Origin of the sequence: Nakamurella alba (genome assembly GCF_009707545.1) — a bacterium.
GTDB classification, from domain to species: domain Bacteria; phylum Actinomycetota; class Actinomycetes; order Mycobacteriales; family Nakamurellaceae; genus Nakamurella; species Nakamurella alba.
In genome coordinates this window covers 156077-172411 of record NZ_WLYK01000001.1, presented here as the reverse complement: position 1 = coordinate 172411, position 16335 = coordinate 156077, and the positions used below count along the sequence as shown (strand labels likewise).

At 70.5% G+C, this 16335-nt stretch carries 12 protein-coding genes; 4 read left to right on the top strand and 8 right to left on the bottom strand.

Annotated features, from left to right (window positions below; translation table 11 throughout):
• Positions 1–46: 46 nt before the first annotated feature.
• On the bottom strand, positions 47–1654 hold the full coding sequence (locus tag GIS00_RS00765) for a sugar ABC transporter ATP-binding protein (protein WP_196073058.1): 1608 nt from the start codon (positions 1652–1654) through the stop codon (positions 47–49).
• On the bottom strand, positions 1651–2817 hold the full coding sequence (locus GIS00_RS26755) for a sugar ABC transporter substrate-binding protein (protein ID WP_196073057.1): 1167 nt from the start codon (positions 2815–2817) through the stop codon (positions 1651–1653). Before GIS00_RS26755 ends, GIS00_RS00765 begins: the two co-directional genes overlap by 4 nt.
• 511 nt (positions 2818–3328) lie before the next feature.
• Between GIS00_RS26755 and GIS00_RS00755 the strand changes: the two genes are divergently transcribed.
• Both GIS00_RS00755 and GIS00_RS00750 read left to right on the top strand, forming a co-directional pair.
• The gene (locus GIS00_RS00755) at positions 3329–6211 is read left to right on the top strand and encodes a BTAD domain-containing putative transcriptional regulator (protein ID WP_196073056.1); all 2883 of its coding nucleotides are present in this window, start codon (positions 3329–3331) and stop codon (positions 6209–6211) included.
• 125 nt (positions 6212–6336) lie between these two features.
• Positions 6337–7140: an enoyl-CoA hydratase gene (locus GIS00_RS00750; RefSeq protein ID WP_322097307.1), complete on the top strand. Its 804-nt coding sequence runs from the start codon at positions 6337–6339 to the stop codon at positions 7138–7140.
• A gap of 65 nt (positions 7141–7205) precedes the next feature.
• Here the strand turns inward: GIS00_RS00750 and GIS00_RS00745 are convergent, their stop codons facing one another.
• Entirely contained in the window at positions 7206–9194 is a 1989-nt protein-coding gene (locus GIS00_RS00745) for an AMP-binding protein (protein WP_322097306.1), read from the bottom strand.
• 5 nt (positions 9195–9199) lie between these two features.
• Positions 9200–10375: an acyl-CoA dehydrogenase family protein gene (locus GIS00_RS00740; RefSeq protein ID WP_154766533.1), complete on the bottom strand. Its 1176-nt coding sequence runs from the start codon at positions 10373–10375 to the stop codon at positions 9200–9202.
• A 136-nt stretch (positions 10376–10511) separates the two neighbouring features.
• Between GIS00_RS00740 and GIS00_RS00735 the strand changes: the two genes are divergently transcribed.
• Positions 10512–10976, top strand: coding sequence for an FAS1-like dehydratase domain-containing protein (locus GIS00_RS00735; RefSeq protein ID WP_154766532.1), 465 nt, complete (start codon positions 10512–10514; stop codon positions 10974–10976).
• Complete coding sequence (locus GIS00_RS00730; RefSeq protein WP_154766531.1) at positions 10973–11401, top strand: MaoC family dehydratase; 429 nt, start codon at positions 10973–10975, stop codon at positions 11399–11401. The genes GIS00_RS00735 and GIS00_RS00730 overlap by 4 nt, the downstream gene beginning before the upstream one ends.
• A 54-nt stretch (positions 11402–11455) precedes the next feature.
• Here GIS00_RS00730 and GIS00_RS00725 read toward each other — a convergent pair whose 3' ends face one another.
• The 4 genes from GIS00_RS00725 to GIS00_RS00710 all read right to left on the bottom strand — a co-directional run bounded on the left by GIS00_RS00725 (position 11456) and on the right by GIS00_RS00710 (position 16292).
• Positions 11456–13123, bottom strand: a complete 1668-nt coding sequence (locus tag GIS00_RS00725) for an AMP-binding protein (RefSeq protein WP_154766530.1) — start codon at positions 13121–13123, stop codon at positions 11456–11458.
• 80 nt (positions 13124–13203) lie between these two features.
• The gene (locus GIS00_RS00720) at positions 13204–13992 is read right to left on the bottom strand and encodes an enoyl-CoA hydratase/isomerase family protein (protein WP_154766529.1); all 789 of its coding nucleotides are present in this window, start codon (positions 13990–13992) and stop codon (positions 13204–13206) included.
• A gap of 64 nt (positions 13993–14056) precedes the next feature.
• Positions 14057–15037: a quinone oxidoreductase family protein gene (locus GIS00_RS00715; RefSeq protein ID WP_154766528.1), complete on the bottom strand. Its 981-nt coding sequence runs from the start codon at positions 15035–15037 to the stop codon at positions 14057–14059.
• A gap of 58 nt (positions 15038–15095) precedes the next feature.
• Positions 15096–16292: a LuxR C-terminal-related transcriptional regulator gene (locus tag GIS00_RS00710; protein ID WP_154766527.1), complete on the bottom strand. Its 1197-nt coding sequence runs from the start codon at positions 16290–16292 to the stop codon at positions 15096–15098.
• Between the last annotated feature and the right edge of the window lie 43 nt (positions 16293–16335).

Below are 16335 nucleotides of genomic sequence, written 5' to 3'. Positions count from 1 at the left end.
TGCAGTGCGGGCGACCTCTTGGCTGCTTCTGTCGGGCTCACGTGACCTACCTGCTTCCTTCTCGTGGGACGGCACGGCCGGGCACCTTGAGACACTCCGCTGCAATGCCGTCCGCGGTCATCCGGCGACCGGCGAGTGTGGTGGCGATCCGGCCGTTGGCAACGATCGAGACCCGTGTGCAGAGGGTGGCGAGCTCGTCGTAGTCCGAGCTCGCCACGAGGACGGGACAGTTCGACGCGGCTTCCCTCACGAACTGCCAGATGTCGTTCCTGGCCGCGATGTCCACGCCCTGGGTCGGTTCGTGGAGCAGCAGCAGCGCCGTCCGGCGTTGCAGCCACTTCGCGATCAACACCTTCTGCTGATTGCCTCCGGAGAGGGTGTCCACCCGCGTCGAGGGTCCGCCGGCGACGATGCCGTACTTCGAGATCACCTCCCCGCCCGCCGCTGTCATCCGGCCCAACCGCAGCCTGCCTGCCCGGAAGTACCGTTCGAGCACCGGCAGGCTCAGGCTCTCCTCGATGCTGGCGACTCCGGCGATGCCCTGCTGCAGTCGGTTCGCCGGTACCAGCGCGACACCGTTCCGGATCGCCTGCCTCGGCAGCAGACGGGAAAGATCGAGCCGGAGGTTCCCCAGGGTCAGCGAGCCCGCAGCCCGCTCCTCGGCGCCGAACATCGCGTACAGCAGTTCCTCGTAGCCGCTCTCGGCGAGACCGGTGAATCCATGGATCTCGCCCGGCAGCAGCTCGAGATCGACGCCGCGCAGATGTCGGGAGGCGAGGCCGGACACGGTCACCGTACCGGCACCGCCAGGCTCCGCCGGTGCGACGGATGTGACCGCCTGAGCCTGCTCGAGCGGGTCCGTGCCGCTGTGCCACTCGGAACCCACTGCCATCCCGACCATCTCGTCCTCGCTCGAGCCCGCGGTGACCAGCGTCTCGATGATGCGGGCGTCACGCAGGACGGAGACGCGTGCCGTGTTCTCGAGCAACTCGGTGAGACGGTGCGTCACCAGCAGCACCCCGTGGCCGTGCCCCACCACCCGGCGCAGCAGGTCGAAGAGGGCTCCGACCTCCTTCTTCGGGAGGTAGACCGTGGGCTCGTCGAGGACGAGCAGCGCCCGCCGGTCCTCGCCGCCGCCGGCCCGCAGTGGTGCGAGCGCCCTGGCGATCGCGACCTGGGCCCGCATCAACGGGGTCAGCGTCCGCACCGCCACCCGTGGATCGACGCGCAGACCGTACTGACCCAGCATCTTCTCGGCGTCGGCGAACACCCCCGACCACCGGATGTGCCGCTGCCCGCCGGAGAACTTCTCGAGCATGAGATTCTCCGCCACGCTCAGGGAATCAACGAGTCCCAGGTTCTGGTGAACGAACCGGAGGCCGAGCTGTTCGGACCTGGCGGCCGTCAGTGGCAGCGGGATCTCTTCCCCGCGGACGAAGATGCGGCCGCCGTCGGGAGTGACGACCCCGGCGATGCACTTCACCAATGTGCTCTTCCCCGAACCGTTCTGGCCCAGCAGCCCGTGGATCTCGCCGGACTCGACGGTCAGGTCCGCGTGGCTCAGTGCCTGGGTGGTCCCGTAGGCCTTCGACAGGCCGGAGATCCGGAGCAACGGTTCCCCGGGCCGGTCCCCGAGGTCGTCCGTCCCGGTCACCCGGCCAGACCCCAGAGCTTCCAGTACCCGTCGGCGAACTCGGTGCCGAACCCGTCGGCATAGGCGGGTGCCGCGCCGGCGTTCGAGATGGTGGTCTTGTCGAAAACCCGTGCCGGGGTGGCCGCTTCGACCGGAGGCATGCCAAGAATGATCCGGAAGGCCTGGTCGAGGTTCGCGTAGGCCGTCCAGGCGAGTGGCTCCGCGACGTCGGCGGCGACGACACTGTCCGGATTCGCGACCTGCGCCATCACCGAGGAGGTGCCGCCGAACGACACGACCTTCACCCCGTCCGCGCGGTTGCTCGTGTTCATCGACGCGATCGTGCCGTCGACCAGGATGTCGAAGGTGGGGACGATGTAGTCGATGCCCGGGTCCGCGGAGAGTGCGCTCGACACCGCCTGCAGCGAACCGCCACTGATCTGATCGAGGGTCAGGCTGACCGTGGTCACCTTGCACCCGGGGCAGTTGGCGGCGTACTCGGCCTGTTCGGCCGCGTTCACCACGTCCCCCGAGTTGATGCCCTTGATGCCGACCATCAGCACATTGGCCGTGCCCTTCGAATCGTTGATGACCCAGTCGGCCATCATCCGACCCGCATCCGAGAACGGTCCCTTGACGACCGCAGCGAGGCCGGTGCAACCGATGCAGTCCGGAGCCTGCGGGTCCTTCGCATCCCAGATGTGCGAAGCGACGACAGGGATCCCGGCGGCGTTGGCGGCGGCGATCTGCGGTTGGAGCTGGCGCGGATCCGGCGCGGACTGCAGGAAGATCAGGTCCGGCTTCGCCGCGATGGCGGAGTTCATGCCCTGCACCCACTCGGCGACGGTGCCCTGGTTGGTGTGGAACGTGAGCTCGATCCCCATCTTCGCGGCGATCTCCTTCTCGGTCTCCTCCACCTGGATCTCGAACGGGGACTGGCTGGTGATCGGAATGACGTAGATGCTCTTCCCGCGCAACTTCGAGCCGTCCAGGGCCGGGCCCGGCGCCGTCCACGACGGGACGGCGCTGTCCGCCTCGACCGCGGCGGCGACCGCCGAGAGCTGCTGCGGGGACGCGCTCGATCCCGCCTGGGTGGAGGACGTCCCTCCGCCGGAGTCGGAACCGCACGCGGCGGCAGTGACGATCACTGCGAGCAGGGCACCTGCCCGGACAGCATTCTTCATGTGGAAACGCCTTTGTCTCGGTGCTGCGGTGGCAGACGCCGCCGCCGGGTCGTTCGGGGAACGCCGATCGGCGACGAGGTCTGTGGTGGACGGGCGGACCGACGGGCGATCCTGGTCTGCCGGACGGACCGGCGGCGCATCCGCGGTGCGGAGGTCGGCGCCGGGCCTCGTGTGTGGACTGACTTCGACACTGCTGCGGGTTCGGTCATCGGCGGCACGTCGGGCCGCCGAACCGGCACCTGTGGCGACCTCCACCTCTGCGTGGAAGGAAGCCCCGGTGACCGACATCCCAGACGCTACTGTGGGTGCCGAAATGCAGCCGAAATCACATGCCCGACCTGATGAGGCGGGTCCGACGAGGGCGGCCGGTCCGCCCGGACGACCGGCCGCGCACGCCGACGAAACGGGACGGCCCAAGTTCTCGGTCCCGCCGGTCAACAGGTGGGTGATCAGCCGGGCGCGGGTCCGTGACCGCCTCGCGGCGCTGTGCTCGACGCACCAGGTGACCTGGGTGCTGGGATCCGCCGGATCGGGGAAGACGACCGCCGTGGTGGATCTGGTCGCGGACCGCCTCCCCCTGACCAGCTGGCTGACCCTCGACGAGTCGGACCACGCGCCCGGGCGCCTGCTGACCCATCTCGAGATCGCGCTCCGCCGTGTCCATGCGGCGCTCGACGGCCTGGCCTCCCGCGCCCTGCAGGCCGAGGTGCCGCACATCGAGACGGCCGCGCTGCTCGCCGAGTCGTTGCACGACCGGGCGGGCACGATCGTGCTCGACGAGGTGGAGCATCTCGAGCACGCCCCGGAGGCCGCACTGACGCTGAGCAGGTTCCTGCGCTCGTTGCCGGACGAGGTCCGGGTCGTCCTCATCTCCCGCAGGGACTTCCCGCTCCGTCTCGGGGGACGTCTCGATGTCGGCGGCGTCGGTCGGTTGGAGGAGCGCGAGCTGGCCTTCGACGTCGCGGAGGCCGCCGAGCTGTACGGGGTCCTGGACCACGGCTCCGGCACGCCTGCTGAGGCGGTGGCCGCCGCCGGCGGCTGGATCTCCGGCATCCTGTTCCAGGCCTGGCGTCTCCCCGAGCACGCCTACGGCAGCGGCGGCGAGTCGGGAGCCCTGAACAGCTATCTCGCCGCCGAGATCATGAGTGACCTGTCCCCCGCCCTGCAGTGGTTCCTGGTGGCGACGTCGGTCTTCGACACGGTGACGGCCGACGACGCCGCCGCCGTCGGGGTTCCGGAGGCGACCAGCACGCTGGCGACCTTCCGCGGCCGCTTCCTCCCGCTCTGGACCTCGGAGGACGGCAGCGAGCTGCGCTGCCACCCCATGTTCCGCCAGTACCTTCGCCGACAGCTCGACGAATCCGGCGCCGCGGCCGGGGTGCACCGTCGCCACGCGCTGCGGCTGCTGCGTTCCGGCCGTGCCGCGGACGCGGTCAGGGCGGCGCAGGATGCCGGCGACGACGATGTCTTCAGGGAGGCGGTCGTCCGAGCGGTACCGGAGGCGCTTGCCCGTGGCGACGTGCGGGTGGTGGCCGGCTGGTTGGGCCGGATCAGCAGCGCGGCGATCGCGGCGACCACGACCCTGACCCGGGCCCAACTGGTGGTTGCGGTGGATGACGAGTCCTGGTCCGACGGCGCGCGGATCGCCGATCGACTGCTGGTGCTGCTGCACAGCTCCGCCCCCCGAGGGGAGCTCGAACCTGGGCTCGCCGGGACGATCGCGGCCTGCTACAGCCACGAAGGACGGCAACAGGACGCCATGACCGTTCTCGACCGGTCGAGGCCGGGGACGATCACCGCCGCGTGGCGGTCGGGGTTGGGCCTGGACGCCGCGGGGACGCTCGATCACTACCGGGACCGGTCGCCCGACTGCGGAGAGGTCGTCGACGGCATGCTCCACCGTTTCGACCTCATGCACGGCCGTCTCGGCGAGCTCGTGAACCGCAGGCCGGCACCGTGGAACGCCTCCCGGTCGAGTCGGGTGGCGGCGCTGCGCGCATCCGGGCGCCTGCACGATGCGGAGGAACTGATCTCGGAATGGACCGACCCGGGCAAGTCGCCCGCGCTGTCCCGGATGCGGGTGGAGTTGCTGCTGGACCTCGGGCGGGTCGACGAGGCGGTGGCGCTGCTGTCGGCGACCACGGATCGGGCGCGAAGTGCCAGTCGCTACTGCGAGCACCTGCACCTGCTGCTCGAAGCAGCCGTCTCGCTGCGCCACCTCGACGACATCCCCCGCGCACGACGCGCCCTGGGCCTCGTCGAGTCGGATCCGACCGCCCGGCAGCACCGCCGCGTCATGGAGCAGCTCCCGCTCTGGCTCGGGCTGGCCGATCTCAAGGAGGGGCGCCACGAATCGGCGCAGGCCCACCTGGCGACCGCGCTGGACTACATGCTCGCCTGGGACCGGCAGCTGCACGTCCCCAGCGCTGCAGTCTATCTCGCGGAGGCGGCCTGGCACACGGGCGACGAGGAGGTCATGGCCGCGGCCGCGGCCGCGGCCCTGCGGGCGGCCGAGATCCAGGGGTCCGACCACCTGCTGCTGCAGGCCCTCCGCGAGTTCCCTCTCGTGCTCTCCCGGCTCGTCGATGCCTCCCCGGAGGCCGACTCACCGTGGCACCGTCTCGGACACGGCCTCCGTCCCACCGAGACGGTCCCTGCGGTCGACCACGACGGGTCCGGGCCGACGGTCCGGGTCCACGAGATGGACGACGTGGTGGTCGAGGTCGACGGACGGCCGGTGAGCCTGCGCCTGCGGCGGAGCGTGGAGCTGCTGTGCTTCCTCGCGCTAGCAGCCCACCGGGCCGGCGTCGCGCGGAGCACCGTGCTCCGGGAACTCTTCGACGACCGCACCGACGACAGCGCTCAGGCCTACCTGCGCCGGGCCCTCGGCGAGATCCGGAGCACCATCGGAGACACCTGTCTCGAGGTCACCGCGTCGACCGTCCGCTGGCGCTGGGCGCCGATCCGGAGCGATTGGGAAGACCTCCGCCGCAGGTCGCGGGAGGCGTCCCTGGTCCGTGGGCCGAGCCGATATCCGGCGTTGTCGGATGCCCTCGCCACGGGCTCCGGCGTCTACCTCCCCGACTCCGCCGCGGGGTGGGCCACCGAGGTCCGGCGGGAGGCCGCCGACCTGCAGGAGGAACTGCTCCACCGGGTCGCCGAGACCGCCTACGAGACCGGTGATCTGATCAACGCGGAACGGCAGGTCAGAACGCTGCTGGACACCTCCCCCTACCGCGAGAGCGCCTGGCGGCTCGCCATGCGCATCGCCGGCGATCTGGGGGACGACGACCGGGTGATCGAGATCTTCCGGTCCTGCCGACACCGCCTCGCCGAGCTGTCCGTCGAGCCCGCGCGCAGCACGACGCAACTGCTCGAGCGGCTGCGCCGCTGACCGGTCGCCCCGGGCGAAGGCGCCGCAAGTGACGGGTGGGTGACGAAACCCGCACGGGTGCATACTGTTCACCATCCCACCGGTCGAACGAACCACCGGTGCTGCACACCTGCCGAGGAGCACACGTGCCCGACCCCAGCGACACCGACATCGAATCCGGCAGCGACACGGTGCTGATCCGCAGGGACGGCGCCGTGGCGATCCTGACGTTGAACCGCCCGGAGGTGCTGAACGCGCTGTCCGCGGAGCTGCGTCGCGCGCTGCACACGACGATCGAGCAGCTCGACGCCGACGGCACCGTCGGTGCGATCGTCCTCACCGGCGCAGGGGACCGGGCGTTCACCGCCGGCTTCGACCTGAAGGAGGCCGACGAGCGGGGCACCCAGCAGGATGTCGCCGAGGAGAACCCGGTGCTGGCGATCGAGAACTGCAGCATCCCGATCATCGTGGCGCTCCGCGGGTTCTGCATCACCGGCGGGATGGAGATCATGCTGGCGTGCGACGTCGTCTACGCCGACCGCACGACCAGGTTCGCCGACACCCACGTCAGGGTCGGCCTGCTCCCGGGATGGGGCCTGTCACAGCGGCTGGCCCGGCAGATCGGGATCCAACGGGCCAAGGAGATCTCGTTGTCCGGTAACTTCGTCGACGCCGACCGGGCATTCGAGATCGGCCTGGTGAACCGGGTTCTGGAGCCGGAGGATCTGATGCCGGCGGCGCTGGCGCTGGCCCACGACTTCGCCGACGGCAACCGCGAGATCGTCACGACCTACAAGCGTCTCATCGACGAGGGCGCCCGCACGACACTCGCCGAGGGCCTGGCCCACGAGGCGGCGACCTCGGCCGCCTATGCCCGGACGCTGGCCGTCGGCGACCTGGAGGCGGGCAAGGCGGACGCTGCTGCGAGAGCGCGCACCAGGTTGTCGTGATCTGGCGGCCGGCAGGTCCCGTCGACCAGCCGGCCGGGGACAGGCACCAGCGGACGGCGCTGCGATCAGCCCGCGGGAACGACGGAACCGGTGAGTGTCCGGCGGATCTCGTCGACGGCCTCCGGGTTCTCCGCGCCGGACAGGTCCCCGGGGTCGGTGCCGAGCGCGGCCGCCCGCACCGCCCGCCGAAGGATCTTCTGCGACCTGGTCTTGGGAAGACGGTCCACCCGGTGCACGGCACCGGGCGCGAAGGGCTTGCCCAGCGCCGCACCGACCATGGCCCGCAGCTCCGCGGAGACCTCCTCGTCGTGGGCCGGATCGGCGGCGACATCCGGCCGGGCGACCCAGAAGGCCCAGGGTGTCTCGCCCTTCTTGGCATCGGGCATCCCGACCACGGCCGACTCAGCCACCGCGGGGTGCGCGGCCAGCACGGCCTCGACCTCGGCCGGCGCCAGACGCTTGCCGGCCACGTTCATCACGTCGTCGGACCGGCCGCGGATGTACCACTGCCCGTCCTCCACCAGGGCGTAGTCGCCGTGCCGCCACAGACCGGGGAACGTCGACCAGTAGGACTCGAGGTAGCGCTCCTCGTCCTGCCAGACCCCCCTGGTCATCGCCGGCCAGGGCTGCCGGCACACGAGTTCGCCGATCTTCCCGCGCACCGGAGCGCCGGAGTCGTCGACCACATCGACATCCATGCCCAGCGAGGGTCCGCCGAGCGAGCAGCTGCGGATCGACTCCACCGGGTACGGTGCCAGGAACGACCCGCCGACCTCGGTGCCGCCGGAGAAGTTGATCACGGGCACCCGACCGCCGAAGACGTCCCGGGCCATCCATTCGTAGGACTCCGGGTCCCAGGGCTCGCCGGTCGACCCGATGGTGTGCACCGAGGACAGGTCGTAGGGCGGGGCTTCGCCGTCGGTCAGCCGAAGTGTTCGCATCAGGGTCGGTGACACCCCGAGCATGGTGATCCGGTGCCGCTGTACCAGGTCCCACAGCCGGTTCAGGTCCGGGACGTCCGGGGATCCTTCGTACAGCAGGAGCGTGGCGCCGTTGGCGTGCGTGCCGATCATCGAGAGCGGACCCATGATCCAGCCCAGATCGGTGATCCAGCAGAACACCCCGCCGGCCGACATGTCGAAGGAATAGGCGACCTCGCTGGCGGTCTTCACCAGGAACCCGGCGTGGGTGTGCACCGCCCCCTTCGGACGCCCGGTGGTCCCGGAGGTGTAGGCCAGCAGCAGGGTGTCCATCGCGCCGGTGGACACCCGCGCCACCGGCTCCGGGTTCGCCAGCAACTCCGCCCAGGCGATCTCCGTCGCCGCACCTGGGGCATCGACCGGCCGCGGGTCGGTCGGCACGGCAGCGGAGGCGTTCGACACCACCACCACCGTCCGCACCGTCGGGCAGTCCGCGAGGGCCTGATCCATCAGCGGCTTCATCGCGACCGGCTTGCGCCGTCGCACCGTCCCGTCCGCGACGATCACGGTCGTCACCGCCGCGTCCTGCAGCCGGGAGGCGATGGCCGCCGGGGCGAATCCCGAGAACAGCGGTACCAGCACCGCTCCCAGCCGGGCAACGGCGTAGACCGCGACCACCGCCTCCGGGATCATCGGCAGGAACAGCGCCACCGCGTCGCCGCTGCGCACCCCGGCCTGCTGCAGCCCGTGCGCCGCCGCCTCGACCTGCCGGTCGAGCTCGGCGTAGGTCATCGACCGGACGGTGCCGTCCTCGGCCTCGTGCACGACCGCCGGCCGGGCGGCGACAGCGGGATCCTCGCGCCACCGCGAGACGCAGGCGTCCGTGACGTTGACCCGGCCACCGACGAACCAGTCCGGGTGCTCGATCCCCCGACTCACGTCCAGGACCTGGGTCCAGGGCTGCTCGAAGGGCAGACCGAGATCCTCGACCACCGCACCCCAGTACCAGGAGACGTCGGCCACCGACCGGGCGCGGAGCTCGTCGATCGTCGACAGCCCGTACCGCCGCCCGAGTCTCGTCACATTGGCGTTCTCGATGTAGTCCTGCGACGGGTGCCACACGTAGTCCGACACGGTGCTCAGCCTCTCGGCAGGCCGAGCATGCGCTCGGCGACGATGTTGCGCTGGATGTAGGTCGAGCCGCCGGCGATCGCGGTCCCGCGGGCCTGGTAGGCCAGGCGCAGCCACTTGTCGGCGGGTTCGTCGGGGTCGTCCGGCAGGGACTGACCACCCATCGGGTCCAGCGACAGCCGGAAGTCGGCGAGATCCTCGACCAGCGGACAGAAGTAGAGCTTCCCGATCGAGGTGACCGGTCCCGGGGGGCCGTCCGCCGCGGCGTTCGCGATCACCCGCTGTCCGATGAGGTAGTGCACCAGCGCACGGCCGTAGAGGTCCGCCACCTTCTGCCGGATCGCCGGTACCGCACCCAGCGGCGATCCGTCCTCGGCGGTCATCCCGCGGACGTCGCTGATGATGTCGGACACCGCCTGCTGGGTGTTGACCCGGCCGGTGGCGATGGCGACCCGCTCGTAGGCCAGGGTGCCCATCGCGACCTTCCATCCGCCGTCCACCTCACCGACGCGCAGATCGTCCGGGATGAAGACGTTCTCCAGGAAGACCTCGTTGAACTCCGCCTCGCCCAGCATGTGCGCCAGCGGCCGCACCGAGATGCCAGGCGTGTCCATCGGTACCAGGAAGAAGGTGATGCCCTTGTGCCGCGGCCCGCCGCCGGTGCGGGCCAGCAGGATGGCGTGGGCAGCGAGGTGGGCCCGGCTGGTCCACACCTTCTGACCGTCGATGCGCCACCCGCCGTCGACCTTCGTCGCCCTGGTGCGCAGCGAGGCCAGGTCGGAACCGGCCTCCGGCTCGGAGAACAGCTGGCACCAGATGTCCTCGCCGGTCAGGATCCGGCGCAGGAATCGTTCCTTCTGCGCATCGGTCCCGAAGTCGATGATCGTCGGTCCGGCGAAGTCCTCGCCGATCGTGTTCAGCCGCTCCGGCGCGCCCGCCCGGTCGAGCTCCTCGGTGAAGATCGCCCGGCGCACCGGGTCCGCCCCCTGGCCGCCGTACTCCACCGGCCAGGACAGCCCGGCGTACCCGCCGTCGTAGAGCTTGCGCTGCCACTCCTGCCAGAACGGGAGCTTCGCCACCAGTTCGACCGGCTCGGGCCAGGGCAGGGTCGGCAGTGTGGCCGCCAACCAGGTGCGCACCTCGGCGCGGAACCGGGCTTCGTCAGGGGAATCGGCGAGCTCCATCGGCCACCCTCTCGTGCGTCGTCACGTCGCCGACCAGCCTCGTCGCCGACAATGGAAATGATACTATAGGTCGGACCGAAACGCAGTGCAGCGTCCCCGGACATTCCTGGTGGCGCGCAGTCCGGGAGGAGTCGGGATGACCGCACCAGGAGCCGACGGCCCGGACGGTCCGGTGGAGATCGACCGGGTCGAGTTCGAGGTCGAGCGCGGCAAGATCGGCGAGTTCGTCCGGGCCACCGCCGTGCAGGATCCGATCCATCGCGACAGCGCCGCGGCACGTTCCGCTGGCCTGGCCGACATCGCAGCGACCGCAACCCATGTCGTCGTAGCCGGGCACCACCGGGACCAACTCGCCTTCGTCCGCGCGCTCGGGCTCGATCTGCCCCGGGTGGTCGTGGGAGCGGTGCGCTGGGACTACGAGCGACCGCTGGTCGCCGGCGACAGCCTGCGCGGCATGCGTCACGTCGTCGCGGACGAACGGCGGGCGACCCGCACCGGCGGCTCGCTGCGGCGGATCACCCTGCGGACGGACTACCTGGATGCGGCCGACACCAGGGTCGTGCGGGTCACCGAGACCATCATCGAACGGAGCGCCTCATGAGTGCCGACCCGTCGACCGAGGACGCAGTGGTCGACAACTTTCCTGCAGCTCCGGTACCGCGCACCTTCGGCCCGGTCACCCAGACTGACATCGTCCGGTTCGCCGGTGCGGGCGGCGATTTCAACCCGTTGCACCACGATCCGGGATTCGCCGCCGAGGCGGGTCTCGGCGGCATTGTCGCGATGGGCCAGTTCCAGGCCGCCCTGCTCGCCGGTTGGGTCACCGACACCTTCGGCATCACCAGGCTCCGGTCCTTCGAGGTCCGGTTCACCGCACCTGTCCGGATCGGGGACGTCCTGGAGATCGGCGGTACCATCAGCGATGTCGATGACGATGCCGGGACCACCACCCTCGCACTGTCGGTGCAGGTCGGCGGGTCGCCGGTGGTCACCGGGACCGCGGTGCTGCGCAACGAGCCCGTCTGACCCACGCCGTACCCGGCCCGGGCGCGCGACCGACGAGCCCGGGCCGCTGCCCGTTCAGGCGTTCTGGGTGGAGAGCGTCTCGGCGATCATCGAGCGGAGCACGTGCTTCTGGATCTTCCCGGTCGCAGTCGTGGGCAACTCCTGCACGACCTCGACCCGCTCCGGGACCTTCTGGATCGCGAGACCGGCGCCCAGCAGGTACTCGCGGATCCCGGCGAGGTCGGGTGCCGTGCACCCGGCGGCGGGAACCAGGTAGCAGCAGACCTTCTCACCCAGCCGCGGGTCGGGCATCCCGACCACCGCGACCCGGGCAATGTCCGGGTGGGAGGACAACATGTCCTCGACCTGCCGGACGCTGATGTTCATGCCGCCGCGGATCACGATGTCCTTGGTGCGCCCGGTCACCCGCACGTAGCCGTCCGCGTCCATGGTGCCGAGGTCACCCGAGCGAGAGTGGCCGTCCGGGGTGAACAGGGCATCGGTCTCCGCGGCATTGCCGATGTACTCGAGCATGTGCATCGCGCCCTTGTAGGCGATGTCGCCCTCCTGGCCGCGGGGCACCTCGTCTCCGAACTCGTCGACGATCTTCACCGACTGGAGCGGCAACGGCCGGCCGTCCGAGGTCAGCGAGCGGACCGGCTCGTCCCGCACGGTACAGGTCGTGGTGGTGACGTTCTCCGTACGGCCGTACAGGCTCAGCACCTGCAGGCCCGGGACAGCGCTCCCCGCCCGTTCGATGATCGCCGCCGGGATCGGTGCTCCGGCCGCCACCCACAGCCGCATGCGGCCGAGGTCGTCGACGGCGGGATCGAAGGCGTCGAGCAGCATCTGCAGGAAGGTGGTCGCGTTCACGGTGACCGTGCAGCCCCGTTCCCGGATCTGCCGGATCCCGGCGACCGGCTCCCACGCCTCCATGATGTGCGACCCGGCACCGTGGATCATCGGCAGCACGATGCTGGTGACCAGCCCGGTCGTGTGCGTCACCGGGGACGGCCCGAACTGGACGTCGTCCGGCGTGTAGCCGAAAGCCTGTGCCAGCAGCCGGGACCCACAGGCAAGGGTGTTGAACGTGTGCAGGCAACCCTTGGGCCGGGAAGTGGTGCCGCTCGAGAAGACGATGGTGATCGGGTCGTCCGGACCGACCCCGGGACCGATCTCGGCCGCGGCGTCGGCGGCCGGCACGTCGACAACCAACCCGGCGAAGTCGTGGACCCCGTCCGCCGCGACTCTGCCCGGAGTTCCACGCAGCACCAGGATGTCAGTCAGCTCCGGGCACTCCGCCCGCAGATCGGTGTACATGCCGAGGTAGTCGAACTTCTTGAACGACTCCGGCACGATCGCCGCCCGGACGCCTGCGGTCCGCAGCACGTAGGAGACGTCGTCGCTGCGATAGATCGGCATGATCGGGACCATGATCGCGCCCAGCCGGGAGAGCGCGACCGCGATGACCCCGAACTCCGACCAGTTCGGCATCTGCACCGCCACCCGGTCGCCGGCACGGATGCCCAGCCGGTGCAGTCCGACCGCCAGGCCCAGCCCCCGGTCACGCAGCTCACGGAACGTCAGCGAGGTGGTGTCGTCGGTGAGGAACACCCGGTCGGGGCGGACCGCGACCTGTTGCTCGACCAGGTCCGTCAAGGTCTCGGGTTGCCACTGCCCGGTCGCGTAGAAGCCTTCGATCTCCTCGGCGGAGTACCGATCGGACACGGTGGCGAAACCCATGACAGCTCCTTCCACAACCCACTCTGGTTCGCTCCAACAATAGAATGGTCGGACCGAATGGGTCAAGGTGGGCGTGCAGGTCAGCGAAGGGTCCACTGCGGCGCCCGCTTCTCCCGGAACGCGGCCACCCCCTCCTTGATGTCGTCGGTGGTGAAGGCCAGCGCGAGCTGGGACTGCAACGCCTGCAACGCCTCCGGCAGCGCCATGTCCCTGGTGGCATCGATCGCGTCCTTGCCCAGCCGCATCAGCAGCGGGGACTTGTCCGCCAGCCGGCGCGCCCAGTCGCGCACCGTGGAGTCGAAGTCCGCCGCCGGCACCGCCCTGTTCGCGATGCCCAGGGACACCGCCTCCGCGGCGCCGATCCGCTCCCCCAGCAGCATCAGCTCGTTCGCACGCATCCGGCCGATGTTCCGGTAGATCAGCGCCGAGATCATGAACGGGAAGACCCCGACGTTGATCTCCGGGCAGCCGAAGGACACCGTGTCCTTGGCGATGACCAGATCGCAGGCCAGCGCCAACCCGAACGACCCGGCCAGCACGTCACCGCCGGCGGCACAGATCACCGGCTTGCCCAGCGCCCCGATCAGCCGGTAGAGCCGCGGGAACCGTTCCAATCCGGCGTACTTCGTGATCGTCGGGGTGTCGTCGGCGAAGGCCTTCAGATCCCCGCCCGCGGAGAAGATCCGTTCGTGCGAGGACGCCAGGACGACCACCCGCACCGCATCGTCGGAGCGGGCCCGCTCGAAGGCAGACAGCAGTTCGTCGAGCATCTCGTCGCCGAGTGCGTTCCGGCTGGCCGGATCGTCCAGCACGATCCAGGCGATGTCGCCCTGCTCGATCTCGTAACGCACCTTGGTGGTCGCGGACATGTTGCTCTCCTGATGGTGGGTGATGAGTGCGGACCGGAGCGGTGTCTCCCGTCGCCGGTGGCGGTCAGCCGATGTGCAGGACGACCTTTCCGAAACCGCTCCCGGTCTCGAGGTACTCGTGCGCCGTGACGATGTCGGCGATGTCGAACACTTTGCTGACCGGCGGCGGCGGCACCCGGTGCCGGTCGATCATGTCCAGCAGCCCGGCGAAGTCGGCCGGGCTGCCCATGGTGGTGCCGAGCAGGTCGTACTGCCCGAAGTAGTACGGCCGCAGCGACAGGGTCGCGGTCTCCGCCCGGGAGGCACCCAGGACGACCAGGCGACCCCCCGGCCGTAGCGCCGCCACGGAGTCCGCCCAGCTGCCGACGGCGTCGAGCACCAGGTCGTAGCCCCCGCCGTCCGGTGTCCGGGATCTGGCCGCCCGCACCCAGTCCGGGTCGGTGTACAGCACCCCGCCCTCCGCGCCCAGGGCCACCGCCTGGTCGATCTTCGCGGCGGACGACGAAGTCACTGTCACCGAGGCACCGGCCGCCGCCGCGAGCAGCACCGCCATGGTGGCGACGCCACCGCCCGCACCCAGCACCAGCAACCGTTCACCGGCGACGAGCCGTCCCCGGGTGAACAGCGCCCGGTAGGTGGTCAGGCCCACCAGCGGCAGCGCCGCCGCCTGGGTCCAGGTCCAGCCGGCAGGTTTCGGCGCCACGCAGTCCGCCGGCACCACCACCCGCTCCGCGTGGGTCCCCCACCGGCGGTCACCCAGGATCTCCCACCCCGGACCGGGTGCGGCCGTCCGCGGTCCCCAGTGCAACGACGGCAGCACCACCACCTCCTGCCCGGTGTCGACCCGGACGCCGGCCCCGTCCGAACCCGGGACGTGCGGCAACGGCGATCGGTACTGCCCCCGCCGCACCAGCACGTCGTGCCAGTTCAGCGCGCCGGCCCGCAGCTCCACCAGCACCTCACCGGGACCGGGCCGCGGATCGTCGGTCTCGCGGACGTCCAGCACGCCGGGTTCACCGTACGCGGTGAGAACTGCTGCTCTCATGGAACTCTCCTTGACGGGGCAGGCAGCCGGGTTCGGCCTGACGGATGTCCGGCGACCTTCATGTGCGTCCCCGCCCGATGGTCTCCCGCAGGTAGAGCGCGATCGCCTCGGCCCGGTTCTCCACCCGGAGCTTGCGCAGGATCTGCTTCACGTGGGACTTCACCGTGCCGCCGGCGATGACCAGCGCCTCCCCGATCCGGTCGTTCGAGGCGCCGGTGGCCATCAGCGACAGCACCTCGACCTCCCGTTTGGTGAGAATGGTGCCGAACCCGGAACCACCCTGCAGCGGGACGAGCCTCGAGCTCACGAGCATGGGACCCGGTGCCCGGGTGGACAGTTCGATTTCGCCGTGGGCCAGTTCTTCGAGTGCCGCGTCCACCGATTGCATGGCCGCCCGCACCCGGTCCCGTTGCTCGGCCAACCGCTGCAGCAGGACCGCGCGCTCGAAGATGTGGTCGAAGGAGCGGGCGAAGGCGGCCAGCACGTCGCGGTCCAGCGGGACCACGGCATCGTTCTCCCGGTCGGCATGCAAGAACCCGACCACCTTGTCCTCGGGGATCAGCGGCGCGACCACGTAGGAGGAGGTACCGGACAGCTCGACCAGGGCGGTGGAGATCCGCGGGTCGGAGTCGTCGACGATCGCCGGCCCGCGCCTGCGGACGATCTCCGACTCGACGGTCCGGTGGTCGAAGCGCATCTCGGGGATGCCGGCGATCCACTCGCGGAACCGCTCGTCGGCAGCACGTTCGGTCACCCCGAAGCTGCGGAACGGTCGCCAGACCGACCCGTCCACCCGGGACAGCATCACCCGGTCGAACCCGCAGCACTCGGCGACCGCCTGGCAGACCTGGGCGAGCAGCTCCTCCGGATCCTGGACGCGGCGCAGCTTCTCCAGCCCGCGCTCGAGTCTCGCCAGCCGCCGCAACCGTTCCGCGGACAGGAACTCGTGAATGCCGTAGCGGACCGTGTGCACCTCGCTGAGGGCATGGCTGGACCTGGCCAGTCGCTGCCAGTCGGCGCCCTCGGTGGCCGAGGCGAGCTGCTCCCGCAGCCGTCCGCCGAGGATCGCCAGCTGTCCGTCCAACCGGCGCAGACCGGTGGCCGAGCCCGGGTCGATCTCGGTGTCGTCGACCCCGAGGTCGCGAGTCATCTGCAGCAGCCCGGACCCCCGTGCACGCAGCAGGTCGGCCCGGCGCAGGCCGATCCGGTCGTCCCCCGACGCCCCCTGGCCCGGTGTCGACACGCGGGTGGTCACCGCCTCTTCCTCGAGTTCGATCGCTGGGTGGTCCGCAGGTCGC